At 75.5% G+C, this 19,734-nt stretch carries 11 protein-coding genes; 2 read left to right on the top strand and 9 right to left on the bottom strand.

The window, feature by feature from the left end; genetic code table 11:
* Positions 1-31: 31 nt before the first annotated feature.
* From ACFV0Q_RS07740 to ACFV0Q_RS07775, 8 genes are all read right to left on the bottom strand, one after another.
* Positions 32-1,477: an MFS transporter gene (locus ACFV0Q_RS07740; protein ID WP_385002019.1), complete on the bottom strand. Its 1,446-nt coding sequence runs from the start codon at positions 1,475-1,477 to the stop codon at positions 32-34.
* Positions 1,478-1,662: 185 nt separating this feature from the next.
* Entirely contained in the window at positions 1,663-3,729 is a 2,067-nt protein-coding gene (gene fusA / locus ACFV0Q_RS07745; protein WP_385002022.1) for an elongation factor G, read from the bottom strand.
* A 413-nt stretch (positions 3,730-4,142) separates the two neighbouring features.
* Positions 4,143-4,886 (bottom strand): tyrosine-protein phosphatase, encoded by a 744-nt coding sequence (locus tag ACFV0Q_RS07750; protein ID WP_385002025.1) that lies wholly within the window; start codon positions 4,884-4,886, stop codon positions 4,143-4,145.
* Between the two features lie 55 nt (positions 4,887-4,941).
* Entirely contained in the window at positions 4,942-8,937 is a 3,996-nt protein-coding gene (locus ACFV0Q_RS07755; RefSeq protein WP_385002028.1) for an SAV_2336 N-terminal domain-related protein, read from the bottom strand.
* The gene (locus ACFV0Q_RS07760; protein ID WP_385002031.1) at positions 8,934-10,007 is read right to left on the bottom strand and encodes an AAA family ATPase; all 1,074 of its coding nucleotides are present in this window, start codon (positions 10,005-10,007) and stop codon (positions 8,934-8,936) included. Before ACFV0Q_RS07760 ends, ACFV0Q_RS07755 begins: the two co-directional genes overlap by 4 nt.
* A 19-nt stretch (positions 10,008-10,026) precedes the next feature.
* Positions 10,027-12,189, bottom strand: a complete 2,163-nt coding sequence (locus ACFV0Q_RS07765; protein WP_385002034.1) for a hypothetical protein — start codon at positions 12,187-12,189, stop codon at positions 10,027-10,029.
* Positions 12,186-13,442 (bottom strand): hypothetical protein, encoded by a 1,257-nt coding sequence (locus tag ACFV0Q_RS07770; RefSeq protein WP_385002037.1) that lies wholly within the window; start codon positions 13,440-13,442, stop codon positions 12,186-12,188. The genes ACFV0Q_RS07765 and ACFV0Q_RS07770 overlap by 4 nt, the downstream gene beginning before the upstream one ends.
* Positions 13,443-13,506: 64 nt before the next feature.
* On the bottom strand, positions 13,507-13,881 hold the full coding sequence (locus ACFV0Q_RS07775; RefSeq protein ID WP_385002039.1) for a nuclear transport factor 2 family protein: 375 nt from the start codon (positions 13,879-13,881) through the stop codon (positions 13,507-13,509).
* 201 nt (positions 13,882-14,082) lie between these two features.
* On the opposite strand from ACFV0Q_RS07775, the gene ACFV0Q_RS07780 reads away from it, so the two are divergent.
* Positions 14,083-17,694 (top strand): BTAD domain-containing putative transcriptional regulator, encoded by a 3,612-nt coding sequence (locus ACFV0Q_RS07780; RefSeq protein ID WP_385002042.1) that lies wholly within the window; start codon positions 14,083-14,085, stop codon positions 17,692-17,694.
* Between the two features lie 36 nt (positions 17,695-17,730).
* On the opposite strand, the gene ACFV0Q_RS07785 is transcribed toward ACFV0Q_RS07780, so the two are convergent.
* On the bottom strand, positions 17,731-17,913 hold the full coding sequence (locus tag ACFV0Q_RS07785; RefSeq protein WP_385002045.1) for a hypothetical protein: 183 nt from the start codon (positions 17,911-17,913) through the stop codon (positions 17,731-17,733).
* Positions 17,914-18,201: 288 nt separating this feature from the next.
* On the opposite strand from ACFV0Q_RS07785, the gene ACFV0Q_RS07790 reads away from it, so the two are divergent.
* A complete protein-coding gene (locus ACFV0Q_RS07790) occupies positions 18,202-19,569 on the top strand; it encodes a helix-turn-helix domain-containing protein (RefSeq protein ID WP_385002048.1) in 1,368 nt (455 codons plus the stop codon).
* Positions 19,570-19,734 lie beyond the last annotated feature (165 nt).

Below are 19,734 nucleotides of genomic sequence, written 5' to 3' on the forward strand. Positions count from 1 at the left end.
CCCATGGGCGGGCGCGGACTGACCCCGTCCGTCACACCCCCGCCGTCTCGCCGCGCGGCGCCGGGGCGTCGGATGCGGCGGTGGCGGCAGCGGCGGACTTGTCGCCCCTCATCGTGAGGAACGTGATCACCGCACCGGCGGCCGCGATGGCGGCGGCGCCGAGGAACGCGGCGCTGAACCCGTCGGTGAGGGCGGGCAGGTCGCCCAGCTCGCCGGCGCCCTGCGTGGTGGCGAGGGCGGTCAGCGCGGCCAGGCCGAGGGCCGAGCCCACGTTGTACGTGGTGTTGACGATGCCGGAGGCCAGACCGGCCTGCTCCTGCGGGGCGCCGGACATCGCGGCCATCATCGCCGGGATGTAGGCGAGCGCCATGCCGAGCGCGGCGACGAGCGAGGCGGGCAGGACGTCGACGAGGAAGGTACCCGTCGGCTCGACGGTGGACAGCCAGACCAGACCGGCGGCGAGGACGAGCAGACCGCCCGCGATCAGCGGCTTGGCACCGAACCGGCCGAGGAGGCGCGCCGTGATCGCCGTCATGAAGATCATCAGCAGCACGGTCATGGGGAGCAGCGCGGCGCCGGAGGCGAAGGCGCCGTAGTGGAGTACCTGCTGGAGGTACAGGTTGAGGAAGTACCACATCGGGATCCAGGCGGCGCCCAGCAGCGTCATGGCCAGGTTGGCCGAGCCGAGCCGCGGGATCCGCCACACGCCGAGCGGCATGAGCGGCTCGCGGACGGTCTTCTGGACCACGAAGAAGAGGGCGAGCAGGACGACCGCGCCGATCAGCTCCAGCACGGTGGCGGTGGCGCCCCAGCCGACCTCGGGGGCCCGGACGACGGCGAACACGGCGAGCGCGAGCCCGGCGGTGACGGCGACGGCGCCGAGGACGTCGACGCTGCCGCGGCGGGCCTGGACGGCGGGCAGCAGCTTGGTGGCGGCGAGGGTCGCGAGGCCGATCGGGACGTAGATGATGAAGACCCACGGCCAGCTCACCCACTCGGTGAACACCCCGCCGAGGAACACGCCGGCGGTACCGCCCGCGGGCGCGGCGGCGCCGTAGAGGGCCATCGCCTTGCCGAGCTCCTTCGGGTTGTGCCCGAAGAGCATCATCAGCAGGGTCATGGCGGACGGGGCGATCAGCGCACCGCCGACGCCCTGGACGGCGCGGCCGGCGATCTCGACGGCGGCGGTCTGCGCGGCGGCGGCGAGCACCGAGCCGACGATCATCGTGACCCAGCCGGTCGCGAAGATCTTGCGCGCGCCGAACAGGTCGGAGAGCCGGCCGCCGAGCAGGAGTAACCCGCCGAAGACGATGACGTAGGCGTTGAAGACCCACTGCAGCTCGCCCTGCGAGAAGCCGAGGTCCTTCTGCATCTCGGGGAGTGCGACTCCGATGATCGAGGTGTCCATGATCACCATGAACTGTGCGGTGGCAAGCACGCCAAGTGCCCACCAGCGCCGGGGATTGACGGTTGACATTGCCCTGACCCTCCTCTGCCATATACCCCTGGGGGGTACCTTCGCGTAGCAACGTAGCATACCCATGGGGGGTATGTAAGGGAGCGTTCCGGGGCCCTGGTGGCCCTGCGGTGGACCCCGCCTGGACAGGGGCTTGACATGGCTCCGGCCCCCGCCGCGGGTGGACGGGGGCCGGACGGGGTGGGTCAGCGGGGGGCCGGGGCGAGGCCCGCGGGGCGGGTGGTGAAGGTGCCGCGGCCCTGGGTGCGGCCGCGCAGGCGGGACGCGTAGCCGAAGAGTTCGGCCAGCGGCACCGTCGCCGTGATCACCGCGGTCCCGGCCCGCACGGTGGAGGCCGTGACCCGGCCCCGGCGGGCCGCGAGGTCGCCGAGGACGCCCCCGACCGTGTCCTCGGGGAGGGTCACCGTGACCTCCGCGACCGGTTCGAGGAGCTCCAGCGTGCTCGCGCGCAGGGCCTCGCGCAGCGCGAACCGGCCCGCCGTACGGAACGCCATCTCCGAGGAGTCCTTGGAGTGGGTCGCCCCGTCCGTGAGGACCACCCGCAGCCCCGTCACCGGGTGCCCGCCGAGGGGGCCCTCGGCGAGGGCGTCCCGGCAGCCGGCCTCGACGGCGCGCGCGTACTCCTGCGGGACCCGGCCGCCGACGACCGCCGAACGGAACGCGAAGCCCTCCTCCTCCCACGGTTCGACGTCGATGACGACGTGCGCGAACTGCCCCGCCCCGCCGTCCTGTTTGACGTGCCGGTACACGAAGCCGGTCACCCCGCGCACCACGGTCTCCCGGTACGCCACCTGCGGACGGCCGACGGCCACCTCCACCCCGTGACCCCGGCGGATCTTCTCCACCGCGACCTCCAGATGGAGTTCGCCCATCCCCGACAGCACGGTCTGCCCGGTCTCCGCGTCCGACCGCACGACCAGCGAGGGGTCCTCCTCGACCAGCCGTGCCAGCGCGGCCGCGAGCCGGCCGGTGTCGGTGCCGCGGTGCGCCTCGACCGCCACCGACACCACCGGCTCCGCCACCGACGGCGGTTCCAGCAGCAGCGGCGCCCCGGGCGCGCACAGGGTCGTGCCCGCTCCGGCGGCCTTGAGCCCGATCACGGCGACGATGTCACCGGCGAGCGCCTCCTCCCTCTCCTCGTGCCGGTCGGCCTGCACGCGCAGGATCCGGCCGACGCGTTCCGTGCGGCCCGTCGCCGGGTCGCGTACCGGGTCGCCCTTGCGGAGGGTGCCCGCGTAGACGCGCAGGTAGGTCAGCCGTCCGGTCGCGGTCGCCGTCACCTTGAAGGCGAGCGCCGCGAAGGGCTCCGCCGGGTCGGGGGCGCGTTCGAGCTCCGTGCCGTCGGGGGCCGTACCGCGGACCGGGGGCATGTCGGACGGCGCCGGCAGGTAGTCCCGTACGGCGTCCAGCAGCGGTTCGACCCCGCGGTTGCGGTACGCCGAGCCGCACAGCACCACCACGGCCTCCCGGGCGAGGGTCAGCTCGCGCAGGGCCCGTACGAGCGTGGGCCCGGTGAGTGCCGAGGCCGCGCAGAACTCCTCCAGGGCCTCCGGGTGGAGTTCGGCGACGGCCTCCTCCAGGCTCCGGCGGCGGCGGGCGGCCTCCTCGCGCAGCGGCTCGGGGACCGGTTCCACGGCGTACGTGTCGCCGCCCGCGCGCCACAGCAGGGCGCGCATCCGCAGCAGGTCGACGACGCCGGTGAAACCGTCCTCGCGGCCGATGGGCAGCTGGACCACCAGCGGGACGGCGCCGAGCCGGTCCCGGATGGAGGCGACGGCCGTGTCGAGGTCGGCTCCCGCCCGGTCCAGCTTGTTGACGAACGCGATCCTCGGTACGCCGTGCCGGTCGGCCTGCCGCCACACGGACTCGCTCTGCGGTTCGACGCCGGCGACGGCGTCGAACACCGCGACGGCGCCGTCGAGCACGCGCAGGGAGCGCTCGACCTCGTCGGCGAAGTCGACGTGGCCCGGGGTGTCGATCAGGTTGATCCGGTGTCCGCCCCAGGCGCAGCTGACGGCCGCCGCGAAGATGGTGATGCCGCGGTCGCGTTCCTGGGCGTCGAAGTCCGTGACGGTGGTGCCGTTGTGGACTTCGCCGCGTTTGTGGATGGCGCCGGTCGCGAAGAGGATCCGCTCCGTGAGGGTGGTCTTGCCCGCGTCGACGTGGGCGAGGATGCCCAGGTTGCGGACGGTGCCGAGGGGGCTGGGGGTGTTGAGGGTGCGGACGGTGCTGGCAGGACGGTCGGTGCGCATGGCCCGGGGCCTTTCGGTGCCGAGTGGAGGTGGAGCGTGGGCGGCGCGATTCCCGGGACGCGGCGGTCCGCAGGCCGGCCCGACCCGGCGCCGGCCGCCCGCGGCCCGGATGGGCGCAGGGGGCAGGGCGGGGCGGGGCGGGTGTGCGGGACCGGAGGTGGTGCGTGCGTCAGGGGCGGACGGTGACGGCCGCGCAGCCGTTACCGCGCGCTGCGGGACACCAGGATCACGTCGTACCGGGACGGGGGAACGGAGGCGGCGGTGCGGTGCGTGCGCATGGCCCGGTTCCCCTTCTCTTCACTCGGCAACGGATGCGCGCCGCCGTGTCGGCGGCGCGTGGGGCGAGTCTACGAGCGGCGGCGGGGCGGGGCACGGGGTTTTCCGGCCGCCGCTCCGCCGGGGCGGTGCTGACGCTACGTCAGGAGCCGTTCGCGCAGCCGGGCGACGGTGTCGGGGGTGATGCCGACGGTGTCGGTGAGGTACGCGGACGGGGAGCCGTAGCGGCTGGTGAGGTCGGCGAGGACCAGGGCCATGACGGTGGCCGGGGCGCGGCCGTACGAGGGCCAGCGCAGGGTGCGGCCGGGGTGGGCGGCGCGCCAGTCGGCGGCGAGGCGTTCGGTGGCGAGCTCGGTGAGGGCGAAGTCGGCCAGGATCTCCTCCTCGGGGACGTCCAGCAGGGTGAGCACCAGGGCGGCGATCAGGCCGGTGCGGTCCTTGCCGGAGGTGCAGTGGAAGACGGCGGGGCCGGGGCCGGTGGCGATGAGCTCGACGGCCCGGCGGATCTCCTCGACCCCGTCCTCGGCCACCTCGGCGAAGCGGTCGGCGAGGAAGCGCCAGGGGTCGAGGGCCGGGTCGATGTCGGCCTGGTCGTAGGGCCGGTGCTCGATGCTGAGGTTGGCGTACGCGAACCGCTCGGGCTGCGGTATGCGGCCCTTGGCCTCGATCTCCCAGGGGTAGCGCAGGTCGATGACGGTGCGGACGCCGAGGCCGAGGAAGCGGTCCCAGTCGGCGCCGTCGAGCTTGCCGAGGGAATCGGCCCGGTAGAGCCGGCCCCAGGCGACGCTGCGGCCGTCGGCGGACCGGTAGCCGCCGAGGTCGCGGAAGTTGTGCAGGCGCTCGAAGGGGACGTGGCGGCGGCCGGGCGGGGTGTGTGGCACGAGTGACTCCGGTGTCCGGTGGGGCGGTTGTGGCCCCAGGATGCCGTACGGCGGTTCAGCTCCCGCCGGGTTCGGAGGGGTGCGGCGGTCGGATCTGCCACGTCCCGTCCGATTCGGTCGCGGTCCAGCCGTCCGGCAGGTCCGGTGCCTCGGCCCGGGTGGCGTCGGTGCGGACGGCCGGCTCGTCGAGGGCGGTGCGCAGGGTGAGGCCCGCCTCGAAGCGGGCGTGGTCGAAGGACACCGAGGTCCGCAAGCCGGAGTCGCCGGACCCGGTGTCGGTGCCGAGGCCGACGCCCTGGAAGAGCGCCGGACCTTCGAAGAGGGCATGGGAGAATCCGGCGCCCCCGCCGAGGACCTCCGTCCGCTCCCACCGGAAGGCGCCGGAAAAGACGGCGTGGTCGAAGGACAACCCGTCGCGGAACGCGCAGGAGTGGAAGCCGACTTCCTCCTCGAACACGCTGTGCGAGAAGCCGGCGGGCCCGTCGAACCGGGCGTGCGTGAACCGGACGGCACCCTGGCACACCACGTGCTCGAACACCGACGCGTGGAACCGCGCGCCGGGGGCGGACAGCTCGGATTCCCACACCGCGTGCGCGAAGGACACGGACGTCATGAAGGCTGCCGCCCCCAGGTCGGTGGGGCCCATGAACAGCATGTGGCTGAAGTCCGCGGTGTCGTGCGCGGCCGCGTCGTGCAGCCGCGTGGCCCCTTCGACGACCGCGCCGCTGAAGCGGGTCTCCTGCCGCCAGGTGACGGCGCCGAACTCGGCGTCGCACCGGAAGACGGCGTCCCGGAAGTCGGCCCGGCCGGCGAACTCGCTCCCGTCGAACGCCGCCCCGTCCGCGAATTCGGCGCGGCGGAAGAGGGCCTCGCCGCGGAAGGCGGCCCCGTCGAAGTGGGCACCGGCCGCGAAGCGGGCGCGGGTGAAGTCCGCTTCCCCGTCGAGGACCGCCCCCGCGCCTTCCCAGGCGTCTTCGAAGACGGCGCCGGTGAACCGGGCCGCACCCAGCCGGACCGGGCCGACCCGTCCTTCGCGCAGCGCGTCCAGTACGCGGAGGAGCAGGCCCCCCGTGAAGGTGGTGCCCCGGTAGTCGACCGGGGAGCCTGCGCCGAGGGTGTTCAGATGGGCGTCCAGGGCATCGGGCGGGAGGTGGGCCAGGCAGCGGGAGCGGCCCGGGATCCGGATGCCGGCGCACCCCGAGGGACGGTCCGGCGAGGCGTCGAAGCCGCAGCGGGGCCAGTTGTCCCCGTCGCTCCGGGCGTCCTCGGCCTCGGTCATCAGATCGGCGAGCCGGTCGGGGGGGCCGGGGTGGATCCATCCCGGGGTGTCCGTGCCGAGCCGTTCGAGACCGCTCAGCGCACGCGGTCCGAGCAGCTCGGCAAGTTGTTCGCGCAGGCGCGGGCGGAGGACGAGGACGATCTCGGCGGGCGGCCACGTCGCCCGCAGGTGGCGGCGTACGCGTTCGTGCCCGAGGAGTCCGCCGTCCGACGGATCGGCGGAGGCGTCGCCGCGGATGTCCAGGGCGACGGCGAGCGGCGGGGTCATGCCCTCGGGCCAGGCAGCGCTGCCCGCGGAGGCGGCCCGGGGCAGCGCGGTCAGCAGCCGGCCCGCCTGGGCGAGGGCGGCCGGGGCGTCGAGGAGGACGGTGACGGTCCGCTCTCGCACCAGCTGGACGGAGATCCGTACGGGCACTGCGGCGTCCGCCATCGCCCGGATCAGGAGCTCGGTCAGCTGTTCGCGGGCGGAGGTGCCGTGGGGGCGGATGCCCTCGCCCGCCCGTACCGTCAGCGCCATCCGGAAGCCGGGATCGCGGGTGCCGTGCGGCGGGCGGCCGACGGCGCCCAGTGCCGTGCGGAAGCCCTCGTCCTCCAGCAGGGCGGGGCCCGACAGGAACACCATGCGGTCGGGCCAGACGCCGTGCACGACGCCCGCCAGCATGCCGTTGTACGAGACGGGCCCGCCCCGGTAGTGGGTCCAGTCCTCCGGTTCGGCGGAGAGGCGTACGAGTTCGCCGTTGCGGCCGCCGTCGTCGGCGGCGAGCTCGCCGGTCAGCGCGACGGGCTCGCCCTGGTCGGTGGCTCCGTCGACGACGGCCCGGCCCTTGGCGGCCGTCCAGGACAGCGGGGCCAGTGACTCCGGGTCGACGAGGTCCTCCTCGCTCTCCAGCAGGAACACCCGAGGGGTCCCCTCGTCCCACCACAGGGCCCGGCAGGCGATCTCCCGGCCGCCCGGGCGGACCCAGGCGACGGTCTCCCCCGGCCGCGCGACGTGCCCGGCGGTGAGCACCAGCCGGGGGCCGAGGAGGGTGCCGACCTCGCGGGGCTCCGCGGACGGCTCGAACCGCACCCGGACCACGCGGTGGGCCAGCCCCTCCTCCCGGATGGAGACCAGCGGCGGGCGGGGGCGCTCCGGCTGGGAGCGGTCCGGCGCGGCGCCCACCGGCTCGGGCTGCTCCGGCACGGCGGTTCCCGGCTCGGGCCGCTCCGGCGCGGCGTCGTCCGGGCGGGGCCGTTCCGCGAAGGGCAGGGCGCGGTCGGGGACGTGGCGGCGGCCCTCGGTGCCGTCGGTGACGCGGGTCGCGGAGAAGTCGGGGCCGGTGCCGCGGTGGCGGGAGAGGTACTCCCAGACCCGGCGGCGCACGAGTTCGCGCACGGCGGCCACGTCCCCGCGCAGCTGGGACCCGAGCAGGACCTCCCGTACGCCCGGAAGGAACTCGAACTCGGCTCCTTCCAGGGGCTGTTCGGTGTCCCCCCACGGGGCGAAGAGCCCGCCCAGGGCCACCTCCGCGAGGTGCCCGTGCTCGGAGCCGCGCAGCAGGGAGCGCCGTACGAGGGTCATCACGGGCAGCGTCAGCGGTACGGCGGCCAGGTGCGCGGCGAGCTGCTGGGCGGTCGGGGAGGCGGCGGCCCGGAAGCGTTCCACGGCCTCCAGGGCGGTGAGGCCGCCGGGCGGCGGGGCGGCGGCGGGCACCGGGGCGGCGTCCAGGCGCAGGCAGGCGAGGCGGCGCCAGCGCCCGTCCCCGGACACCACCCGCACGAGCCGGGCCAGGCTTCCGGAGGCGATGCCGACGACGGGGACGACGGGGCCGCCGCCGCGGGACCGCCGGGCGGCGGGGACCCGCTGCCAGGAGCGGGTCGCGGCGGCGGGGCGGTCGCAGCGGACGGCGAAGGGGACGGGCCGCACGGCGCCGCGGGTCCACAGCCGTTCGGGCAGCACGTTGAGCACCGCCACGGCGTTGTGGGTGCTCCAGTGACGCAGGATGCCGCGCAGCGGGGCCTGCTGCCAGCCGTCCGCGACGGTGTCGGAGACGACGAGGATCAGCCTCCGGCCGGCCGGGTCGGCCAGTTCCAGGGGGTTGCGGGGCGGTCCGCCGCGGCTCCGGGCGAGCATGGGGGTGTGGCCGGGGCCGGTGCCGGTGAGCTGCCAGGTCCGTACGTCGCGGAACACTCCGCTGCGGGTGAGGATCCCGCGCAGTTCGGCGACGAGGTCGGACCACAGCAGCATCGAGTGGTGGGTGTCGACGACGAGGGCCAGGTCCAGCCAGCGGCTCTCGGCGGGGCGCAGTACGGGGGTGGGGACCATGCACTCGATGCTGCGTTCGACGGTGAGCTGTTCGTCGAGCTCCTCGCCGGGGCCGCCGATGGAGCGGCGTCCGACGGGCCGCAGGGAGCGCATCAGGGCGAGCGGGTCGTCGAGGGAGGCGGTGCGCGGCAGTCGCAGCGGTACGCCGCGCCGCCCGCCGGCGTCGGCGGCCCGGGCGGGCTCGCGTACGGTCGCGGTCGCGTTCGCCGGAAAGAGCTGGACGCTCCCGTCGGGCGGCGCTCCGGTGGGCCCGGGTACGGGGACGGGTCCCTGCTGGGACGGCGGGCCGGGTTCCCGTGCGGCGGTCCCGGCGGCCGGGCCGTCCTGCGCACGGGGTGGCGGGGCGGCCGCGTCCACCCGGGCGGCCAGCCACAGGATGTCGGCGATCTCCTCGGCCCCGACGTCGGTGCGCGGCGCGCCGCCGTCCCCGGCGCCTTCGGCGAAGGCGGCGAGGAGCCTCTCGATCACGCGGTGGGCCCGGTCAGGTGCTGCATCACGGTGGCGAGGAAGCGGTCGCGGTCGCCGGGCGCCGACCAGGCCCCGGCCAGGCGCAGTTGGATGGCGTTGAGGAGCTGGTCGGTGGCGAGGTCGCCGTCCTCGGCGCGTTCCAGGAAGCTCTGGACGAGGTCCTGGTACGTGGCTCCGTCCGCGGCCGTGATGTCGATGCCGAGGCGTCCGCGCACGATGCGGGCGAGCTTCTCGGGGCCGGGCGCGTCGAGGTGGAGGCGGACGCAGCGGCGCAGGAACGCGGGCGGGAAGTCGCGTTCGCCGTTGCTGGTGAGGATCACGACGGGGAAGTAGCCGCACTGGACGCGGCCCTGGGTGACGGCGACGGCGGCGTCCGGGTCGTCGTCGGTGCCGATGGCGACGGTGGGTTCCTCCTTGGCCAGCCGGGCCAGTTCGGGGATGACGAAGCCGCCGTCCTCGAAGACGGTGAGGAGGTCGCCGGGCAGGTCGATGTCGCTCTTGTCGATCTCGTCGACGAGCAGGACGCGCGGCGTGCGCTGCGGGAGGAGGGCGGTGCCGAGGGGACCGAGGCGCAGGTAGCGGGCGATGGAGGGGGCGGCCGGTGTGGCGGGGCGGTGTGCGGACGGGGTTCCGGGGACGCGGACCTGTTCCAGTCCGGCCTCCTGGAGCCGGCCGATGGCGTCGTAGAGGTAGAGGCCGTCGCGCAGCACGGTCCGGCTGGTGATCGGCCAGTGCAGTACGGGTCCCAGGGCCAGGTCGGCGGCGATGCTGTAGGCCAGGGTGGACTTGCCGACGCCGGGCTTGCCGGTGATGAGCAGGGGCCGCCGCAGGTGGAGGGCGGTGTTGACGACGTCCTTCTCCGGCTCGTCCGGTACGTAGCCCTCGCCGCGCCGCCGGGTCCGCTCCCAGGCCTCCCCCGCGCACCCGGGCGGCCGGTAACCCTCGTCGGGGACACCGGTGAAGTCCCGCCAGGGCGGGGGCGATCCGGCCTCCAGCCGGGCACGGCGTTCCTCGGCGCCGCCCGCGCCCTGGTAAAGCCACCAGTCCTTCGCCACTGCCTCTGCCTCCATCGTCGGTGTCGAGCGGTCGTCAGGCCAGGGAGCGGAGGTCGATCACGTCCTCGGGATCGTCCCACAACAGCACCAACCGGTCTGCCCCTTCCGCCTCTTGACCGGCGGCGGCCGCCCGGCGCACGTCGCGCACGCGGGCGGGCAGCCCGAACACGGCGGGGGCGGCGGGTCCGGCCTCGGGCGCGAGCAGCTCGGACAGCGGGGGCGGTGCGTTCGGCCCCGGGAGCCCTCCGGCAGGGGTGCCGCCGCCGCGCCGCCAGACCGCGACGGGGACGCCGCCTTCGAGCAGGGCCTCCAGCAGGGCGCCCGTCCGGCCCGCCGAGGTGTGCCCGAGGACGCAGGCGGGCGCCGGGTGCGCGCCCAGCCGCAGTCCGAGGGCGTCGGTGACCTCGGTGTCCTCCACCACGCGCACCGTGTCCGGGTGGCGCCCGTCCCGGGCGCACAGCCAGCGCCAGCTGGTGCGCCACTCGGTGCGGGTGTCCTCGCGCTCCTGCGGGCAGCGCACGGACACCTGGTAGAGCGTGCCGAGGGGCCGGGTGAGGCCGCCGGGCCGGCGGGGGACGGGCCACTGGTCGAAGTCCGCTTCCAGGAGTTCGTACGGCACCTGGAACTCGACGCGCTCCACCCGCTCGTACGGCTGCCCGGCATCCGCGTCCACGCCCGCCCCCAACGTGGCGCCCAGGAGCGCGAGTTCGCGTACGAGTGCGCCGCGTACGGTGTCCAGCCCGACCGGCTCGCTGCCCGACTCCCATACGAGCCGGTCCCGTTCGCCGCGCCGCCACATGCGGGCCAGCAGGGCGTCCGGGTCGCCGTCCGGGGTCTCCAGGCGGACGTGCAGGGCGGCGGCGCGGGTGACGGGGCCGGGCGGCGGGCGCAGGGCGGGCAGGGCGAGGCGTTGGCGGATGTCGCGGACCCAGGCGGCGAGCCGGGCCGCCCAGACCGGGTCGCCGGCGCCTTCGCCGGGCCGGCCGCCGCGGCGGGCCCGGTCGGCGAGGTAGTGCACGAAGGGCACGGCGAGGGGCAGCCCGGCCGGGCCGCCCTGGCGCTGGTCCAGGTCCCAGACCACGTCGAGGAGGGTGTCGGCGGGGAGCCCGCCGTGCACCGGGGTGGTGCAGCCTGCGGCCTTGAACGCCCACGCGTAGGCCTCGTACGCGCAGCGGGGCAGGTCCCGGCCCTCGAACAGGTCGCCGAGGCCGTCCCAGCCGGTCTGGTCGAGGCGGGCGGTGCGGGGCAGGGCGGGGACGGGCGGGTCGTCGTCGTCGAGGAAGGAGTTCGCGTCCCAGTCCCGGTCGACGATGAACTGCGGGAGCTGCCAGCCCTCGCCGCGCTCGCGCAGTTCCCCGAAGGTCCGGTGGATGCTGCGGGCGGCGCGCGGGAGGCCGAGGGCGCCGTCGCGCGCGGAGCGGCCGGCGAGTTCGGCGAGGAGGGCTTCGGTGAAGCGTCCCGTGCCGCGTTCGGCGTCGTTCCCGGCGGCCTCGCCCTCGCGGGAGGCGTAGAGCCGGAACTGGCGGCGCCCGGGGACGGTGGCGCCGCCGCCGTAGTCGGCGCTGCCGAAGTTCCAGCGGGTGTCGCGGGGCGCGTCGACCCGGCAAGCGTCCACCAGTGCGGCCTGGAGCGGGAACCGGCGGTGTTTGACGAGGTCGGTCTGCCACCAGCGCAGTGCGGAGTCGAGGTTGAGGTGGCGGATCCGGCCGGGCCGGGCGTCGGCGCAGGGCAGCATCAGTTCCCGGTGGCGGTCGAGGTAGCCGTGCCCGGCCCAGAAGATCCAGAGCAAGTCGCCTTCGCACTGCGGGAGTTCGTCGAGCAGCACGGTCTTGGCGTTCTCCTCGGTCGCGGGCCGGCAGGTGTCCCTGAGCGCGGCCAGGGCGGGCGAGGCGGACCAGTCGAGGTGGTCGGGGTCGTCGAGCGGGGACAGCAGCAGCCGTACGTTCGCGGCGGGCACCTCGCCGGGTCCGGTCAGCCAGCGGGCGAAGCGCAGGGCGTCGCGGGCGGGGCCGCGCAGGTTCCAGTGGTGGCTGACCTCGTACGTCTCCACGCCCGCGACCAGCGCGAAGGTCCGGCCGGGGGTGAGGGTGGCGGGCAGGATCCCGCCGGCCGGGGCGTGGAGGCCGGGGGCGCCGGGCTCGGGGGCGCCGGGCTCGGGGGCGCCGGGCTCGGGGGCGCCGGGCTCGGGCTGTGTCACCCGATGCCCGCCTCGGTCACCGCCCGTTCGATGCGCTCGTAGAGGGAGGCCTGTTTCCAGTAGGCGCTGTGGCAGGCCGGGAAGGGCTGGCGGCTGCTGATCTCGTGGTCGGTGACGCGCGGGTCCCCGGGGAAGACGGGGCCGGCGAGGTAGGAGAGCACGTCCTGGCGGTCGTAGACGTTGAGCCAGCGCGGGAAGCCGTACGGGAGGGCGCTGCCGGGGGCGAGGGCGGTGAGCGCGCCGAGTTCGTAGAGGTACGGGGCCTGCGAGCCCACGGTGACCAGCAGTTCGGCGCCGGGCACGGGCCCGCCGGAGGCCGCCGCCAGGGCGAGCAGGTCCACCAGGGCGATCCCGCCGAGGCTGTGGCCGATCAGGACGGTCGGGCCCGGACGGTCGGTGATCCGCTCGTGCAGGAACGCCCGCAGGTCCGCGCCCCGGGCCTGGTAGCGCAGGATGTCGCCGAGGGCGGGGGTGGCGCCGACGGTGAGGGAGCCCCGCCAGGCGTTGAGCAGGGGCTGCGTGGTGACCCGCAGCGCGAGCCGGCCGAGGACGGCGGCGGCGCGGGCGCCGGGGACACGGGCGTCGCCGCCGAGGCGGGCGGTGAGCAGTTCGACGAGCCGGTCCCGCTCGGCGGCCGTGCAGTCGGCGTCGGCCCCGGAGACGGCTTCGGCGAGGGCGGCGGCGGTGACGGCCCGCGCGAGGGCGGTGGCCAGCTCGCGGGCCTCGGGCTCCGCGGTGGCCCGCGCTCCGGCCCGGGCGGCCTCGGGGGACCCGGCGACGTCGTCCAGGGCCGCGGGGAAGCCGGGGGCGAGGCCGGTGCCGCGCAGGAGGGCGGTCAGCTCGTCGGCGGGGCCGTCCTGCGGGGACCGGGTGAGGTGGTGCAGGAGTTCCAGGACCCGGTCTCCGGCGGGCCGGACCCCGGGCATCGCGAAGACGTCGTCGTCCGGGCCGCCGTCCTTCGCGGGGGGCGTGTCCCAGCCGGCCTCGGCGAGGACGCGCAGCTCGCACAGCGGGTCGGCCAGCAGCAGGCCCCACTCGGCGGTCGCCTCGTCCTCGGGGCCGGGTCCGCGCAGCCCGGGTACGGAGCGGCCGCCCGCGGTCAGTGCGGCGCCGAAGCGTTCGCCCCAGAAGCAGGAGTCGACGGCCGCGCCGGGGAAGCGGGCCGCGAGCCGCCCCCTGACCAGCGCGAACAGCGTGTCGTGCCGCTCCCGCCGCACGCCCGTACCGTGCACGAACAGAAAACGCACCGCCACGCCACCCCGCCCCCTCGTCCGCTCTCCCCCGCCGGGCACGATAGCGCCGCGCGGCGAACCCGGCCTACGGAACGCGGAGTTCGGCCCGGTCGCCACCGGGACCGGTGGGCGGCGGGGCGGGGTAATAGCGGCGGCAGTCGCGCAGCATGCCCTCGGCGGAGAGCGTGAACACGTCGACGAACTCGCTCTGTTGCGGGGCCAGCCGGCCCATCGCGATCACGCAGTCGCCCTCGGCGACGATCCGGGTGATCTGGTGCCCGGCCCCGGCGCCGCCCCGGCACTCCAGGTCGGCGCCGAGGGCGGTGCCGGCGTGCAGGAGGGAGCCGTAGCCGTCGAGGTCCCCGGTGTCGAGGTAGTGGTAGGCGAGGCGCACATGGTCGACCCCGGAGTCGGTGACGACCCGGCTGGGCGTCGGCCGCCCGGCGTGCCGACTGTTCATGGGAGGTGGTCCTTTCGTACGGCCGCACCCCCTCCGGGTGCCGACGTCTCCACGGTCCGACGGGGCCGCAACTCCGGGCTATCCCGGGCCTATCGCGTTCACCGTCACGCAATCTCCACACCATGGACAACCGGAGAGGTGTTCGGAGAGACTGGCCCCGCGCTCCACCCGAACACTGGTGTGCCTCCAGCTGGGAGAATCATGACCGTTTCGCCCGGCGGGGCTCCGCACACCCCGGACACGGTGGTCTTCCGCATCCTGGGACCGTTACAGGTCACCGGCCTGCGCGGGCCGGTGAGGATCCCCCCGGGGCGGCAGGAGGTCATCCTCGCCGCCCTGCTTCTGGAGGCGAACCGGGTCGTCAGCACGGACTACCTGGTCGACCTGATCTGGGACGACGAGCCGCCGGACACGGCGCGCACGCAGGTGCAGATCTGCGTGTCGCGGCTGCGGAAGCTGTTCACGGCGGCCACGATCGCCGCCGCCATCACCACCCGGCCGCCGGGGTACGTCCTGAAGACGGAGGGCGACCTCGTCGACGCGGCGGTCTTCGCCCGCCGGGTCGCGGACGCGAGGGCCCTGCGGAAGCGGGGGGAGACCGCCGAGGCGGTGGAACTGCTGCGTTCCGCCGGGGAGTTGTGGCAGGGCGACTGCCTGAGCGGGGTGTCGAGCGAAACGCTGCGGAGCAAGGCGCTGCAGCTGGACGAGGAGCGGCTGACGGCGGCCGAGACCCGCATCGAACTGGAACTCGACCTGGGGCGCCACCATCAGCTGGTCGGCGAGATCCAGCTGCTGGTACGGGTCCACCCGCTGCGGGAGCGGCTGCGCGGGCAGCTGATGCTGGCGCTGTACCGGTCGGGGCGGCAGGCGGAGGCCCTGGAGAGCTACCGCGTCGGCCGCGAACTGCTGGTGGAGGAACTGGGCCTGGAACCGGGCGACGAACTCCGCACCCTGGAACGCGCCATCCTCTCGGGCTCGGTCCCCCCGCTCCCCTCGGGCGGCACCACGCCCCCGGAGACCCCCCTCGCCTTCCCGCGAACCGGCCCCCGGACGGTCCGCCCGGGGGCGGGGCCGACAGGGTCCGGCCGGCCCGTGGCCGGACCCCCGACGGCCGACCGGCCCGCACCTGGAACAACCGGCCGGACGGGCGAGCCCATCGCCGCGGCCTGGGCTGCGAGCAGGGCGGCAACACCGACGGGCGGAGCCGGTGGATCCGACTGGCCGGTGGCCGGAGCCGGTGCATCCGACTGGCCCGTGGGCAGCCCCACCGGCGCCGACCGGCGCGGCGGCGGAGCCCCCGGCATCGGCTGGCCGGTGGGCGGGCCCATCGGACCGGCCGGCCAAGCCGCCGCCGAGTCGGTGGGGGGCGGCCCGGCCGGTGGCGGCGCCTCCCGCGGCGGGCTCCCGGGGACGGCCGGGGGCGGTGCCCGGGGGCACATGGGTGCGCTGCCCGCGCCCTTCGGCGGGGGCCTCGTTCCCCCCTTCGCGCCCGCCGCCGGGCAGGGCTACGCGGACCCGGCGCCCGGCCGGGGCACGGTCCCCCCGAACGGCCACGGCGACCCGGGCAGCGACGCCGGTACGGGGCACTCCGGAGGCCCAGCCGCTGTGCCGACCGGGACCCGCCCCCACACGCCCGGCGGAGCCGCCGCATCCGCCGCGACCGGGACGGAAGAGACGCCACGTCAGCTGCCCGCCGACACCTCCGACTTCGTCGGGGACGAGGCGCGGATCGGGTGCGTCGAGCAGGCGCTGCTCGGGGACGGCGGGGGGCGGCGGGCCGTCGGGGTGGCCGTGATCGTCGGGAAGCCCGGCACCGGCAAGTCCACGCTGGCCACCCACATCGCGCACCGACTCAGCGAAACCGCCTTCCCCGACGGTCAGTTGTACTGCGACCTGCGCGGCACCGGCACCCCGGCCACCTCCGGCGAGGTGCTGGGCCGCTTCCTGCGCGCCCTCGGCATCCCCGGCCCGGTGATCCCCGAATCGCAGGACGAGCGGGCCGAGATGTACCGCACGCTCCTCGCCTCCCGCCGGGTGCTGGTGGTGCTGGACGACGCCGCGTCGGAGAGCCAGGTCCGGCCGCTGCTGCCCGGCAGCAACACCTGCGCGGTGCTGGTCACCAGCCGGGTCCGGCTCACCGGCCTGCCCGGCGCGCACCGCGTCGAGCTCGACGTGATGGGCACCGAGCACGCCGTCGAGCTGCTGACCCGGGTGATCGGCCCGGACCGCGTCGCCCGCGAGCCGGTGGCCGTCGAGGCCCTGATCCGCACCGTCGGCGGCCTCCCGCTCGCGCTGCGGATCGTCGCCGCCCGGCTGGCCGCCCGCCCGCACTGGACGCTGGCGTCGATGGTGCACCGGCTCGCCAACGAACGGCACCGCCTCGACGAACTGACGCACGGCGAGATGACGATGCGGGCCAGCCTCTCCCTCACCCACGACGGCCTGGCCTCGGAGGACCGCCGGCTGCTGCGCCTGCTCAGTCTCGCCCAGGGCCAGACGCTGCCCGGCTGGCTGGCCGGGGCACTCCTCGACGATCCGCGCCCCTTCGCCTCGGACCTGCTGGAGCCGCTGGTCGACGTACAGATGCTGGACGTCGTCGGGATGGAGTCCACGGGCGGGTTCCGCTACCGCTTCCACGAGATCATCCGGGTGTTCGCGCGCGAGCAACTGGCCGCGCACCACGAGCCGGCCGACCAGCAGGCGGCCACCGCGCGGATGCTCGGCGGCTGGATGTCACTGGCCGAGCAGGCCCACCGGCGCATCTACGGCGGCGACTTCACCGTGCTGCACGGCAGCGCTCCGCGCTGGGAGCCCCCGGCGAGCTGTGTCGACGAACTGCTGGTGGATCCGCTGGAGTGGCTCGACAGCGAGCACGCGAACCTGGTCCAGGCGGTGGAGCACGCCGCCCGGGAGCAGATGGACGAGCTGTGCTGGGACCTGGCGACGACCCTGGCCACGCTCTTCGAGGGCCGCGGCTACCTGGACGACTGGGAGCGTACGCACCGTCTCGCGCTGGAGTCGGTGCGCGCGGCGGGCAACACCCGTGGCACGGCGGCCCTGTTGAGTTCCCTCGGCGTGCTCCACCTGGGGCGGAGCCAGAGCGAGGAGTCCCGGACCGCGCTGACGACGGCGCTGGGGCTGTTCCAGGAACTGGACGACCGGCAGGGGCAGGCGCTGTGCCACCGCGACCTGGCGCTGCTGGAGCGGATGCGCGGCAACGAGGACCACGCCCTCTCGCTGTACGACCGTGCGCTACGGGACTTCGACCAGGCGGGCGACGTGGTGGGCCGGGCGATCGTGCTGACGCAGAGCGCGCACATCTGGATGCGGCGGGGCCAGAGTTCGGCGGCGCAGACCCGGCTCGACGAGGCACTCGGCATCTACCGGTCGGTGGGCTACACCGGCGGCCAGGCCCGGACCCTGCGCAGGGCGGGGCAGTTGCTCCAGGGGCAGGGCGAGCACGAGCGGGCGGTGACGACGTACACCGAGGTGCTGGAGCTGTGCCGGGACAGCGGCGACGTGATCGGCGAGGGGCACCTGCTGCGGGACCTGGGGCACGCGCACGCCGAGATGGGGCGGTGCGAGGCGGCCCGCGGCTTCTACGCGCAGGCCCTGTCGGTACGGGAGCAGATCATGGACCAGGGCGGTGCGGCCCTGGTGCGCCTGGACCTGGCGCGGCTGCTGACCGCGAACGGCGGCGCCGGGGAGCGTTCGCGGTCCCGGGAGCTGCTGGAGAGTGCGGTACGGGCGTTCCGTGACCGGGGGATGGAGCAGGAACTGGCCGAGGCCGAAAGGCTGCTGGGCGCGTCCTGAGCCCGCTGCGGGGACGGGGCCCCGGTCCCGCGGGGGTCAGTCCCACGGGTTGGTGTCGGTGGAGGTGCTCGGCGTGGGGGTGGCCTGCGGGGCGGAGGTGCCGGCGGTGGTGCCGGTGCCGACGGGGCCGTCGGCCTGGGCGACCTGGGTGCCGAGTACGGCGGCTCCGGCGATGGCGGCGGTGACGAGGGCGGCGCGGAGGGCGAGGGAGAGGTTCATCTCGGGTCCTTTCGTCGGTGCGCTCCGGGGGTTCCGGGGCGCTTCCTTCTTTCTGGACCTCAACTTAGGGACGGCCGGAATCCCCGCACCGGCCCCGCCCCTATCCCCGCGCTATCACGGGCCCCTCCAGCGGCGCCATATTCCCGCCGCCGGTGATAGCGGCGGGCCGGCGGGGGTCCGTTCGAGGGTGATGCCAGCGCGATAGCGCGCTGCCGACGATGGGAACCAGGAACCGGGGCGTCACCCCAGACCCCGCCGTTCCCCCACATCGTCACCGGGAGCGCCTCTATGAACGCCCATGTGAACACGGACACGACCTCCCGGGTGGGAGCCTTGATACGGGCCCACAGGCTGCGGATCGGGCTCACGCAGCGGGAGTTGGCCGATCTTTCGACGATCAGCGTGCGGGCCATCCGCGACCTGGAGCACGGCAAGGCGAGACGGCCCCGCCCCGACACGGTGCGGCTGATGGCGGATGCCCTACGGCTGGGCCCGCGGGCCAGGGCCGCCCTGGAGGCCGCCGCCCAGCAGGGCCGGGCGGGCGGCCAGGGCTGGACGCTGCCCCCGGCACCGCCGACCGCGCTGCACGCGATGCCGGGGCGGGACGCGGAGACGGCGGTCCTGGAACGGGAACTCACCACGGGCGGCGAGCGGCTGGTGAACGTGGTGGGACTCGGCGGGGTGGGCAAGACCCGCCTGGCCCTGGAGGTCGCCGACCGCCTCCACCGCTCGGGCGTCCCGGTCCTGTGGCACGTCTTCCCGGGTGCGTCGGCGGACTACTTGGCCTGCGGCGAGCCGGAGTTGACGACCCGGCTGGCGGCTGCGGTGTCCGCGCTCCACGGAGCTCCGCCGACGCTTGGCGGTACGGGGGCCGACGGCGCGGGGGTACCGGGGGCCGACGGCGGGGAGACCGGGCTGGCCGAACTGATCGGTGATCAGCGGGTGTTGCTCGTACTCGACGGCGCACCGGCGGCCGCTCCCCGGTTCGACCGGCTCACCGCCCTGCTGCGCGCCTGCCCCGGGCTGCGCCTCCTGGTCACCTCCGAGCAGCCGTGGGAGATGCCCGGAGAGCGGATCTTCCCGCTGGCCCCGCTGCAGGTCCCGGCGCAGGGCGCGGCAGCCGACGCGGCGGCGGCCTCTCCCGCCGTGCGGGTGTTCCTCGACCATGTCCGGCGCGTACGGCCCGAGTTCACGGCCGGGCCCGCCGAGCTGGCCCGGGCGGCCTGGCTGTGCCGACGCCTCGACGGGCATCCGGGGGCGCTCGCCGCGGCCGCGTCCTGGCTGGTGGTCTGCGATCTGACGACCCTGTGCCACAGCCTCGACGCCGACCCCGTCGCGCTCCTCGACCACCTCGGCGGAGGCGCCGGCGCCGACGGCTTCCGGACCGCCCTCCACGGCCGGATGGCCCGGCTGTCCCCGGGAGCCCGGGAGCTGATGGACGCACTCTGCGCCGGACGACCGGAGGACTGTGACGCGGAGTTCGGACTGACGGAGGTGACGGCGCTGACGGAACGCGGCCTGCCGGAGTCCGGCCGGATGCTGCGCGAACTGCTGATCAGCGGCCTGGTCCGGGCCGCCCACGAGAGCGACGGCTCCCGCTTCCGCGTCCTGGGCCTGGTCCGCGCCGCCGCCCACCGCGCCCCACAACGAGCCTGACCCCGGCCGAGACCGGTACCGCCCCGCAAAGCAGTGCCACCCGACCAGCCCCGGCAGCGGCATTCCGCCCGCGTGGGAACTGCTGCCGGAGTGCCGGAGCAACTGCCGCCGGGGTCCATGGGCCGCGGGTTGTATGACGTACGGCCGGACGGGCAGCGGCGGCAG

This window comes from Streptomyces sp. NPDC059564, from assembly GCF_042735575.1.
Classification (GTDB): Bacteria; Actinomycetota; Actinomycetes; order Streptomycetales; family Streptomycetaceae; genus Streptomyces.

What these genes read in the sequence shown, in the direction of transcription:
- ACFV0Q_RS07790 (WP_385002048.1), top strand. Translation starts at nt 18,202, where the DNA reads ATGAACGCCCATGTGAACACGGACACGACCTCCCGGGTGGGAGCCTTG.
- fusA (WP_385002022.1), bottom strand. Translation starts at nt 3,729, where the DNA reads ATGCGCACCGACCGTCCTGCCAGCACCGTCCGCACCCTCAACACCCCC.
- ACFV0Q_RS07775 (WP_385002039.1), bottom strand. Translation starts at nt 13,881, where the DNA reads ATGAACAGTCGGCACGCCGGGCGGCCGACGCCCAGCCGGGTCGTCACC.
- ACFV0Q_RS07785 (WP_385002045.1), bottom strand. Translation starts at nt 17,913, where the DNA reads ATGAACCTCTCCCTCGCCCTCCGCGCCGCCCTCGTCACCGCCGCCATC.
- ACFV0Q_RS07760 (WP_385002031.1), bottom strand. Translation starts at nt 10,007, where the DNA reads ATGGAGGCAGAGGCAGTGGCGAAGGACTGGTGGCTTTACCAGGGCGCG.
- ACFV0Q_RS07780 (WP_385002042.1), top strand. Translation starts at nt 14,083, where the DNA reads ATGACCGTTTCGCCCGGCGGGGCTCCGCACACCCCGGACACGGTGGTC.
- ACFV0Q_RS07740 (WP_385002019.1), bottom strand. Translation starts at nt 1,477, where the DNA reads ATGTCAACCGTCAATCCCCGGCGCTGGTGGGCACTTGGCGTGCTTGCC.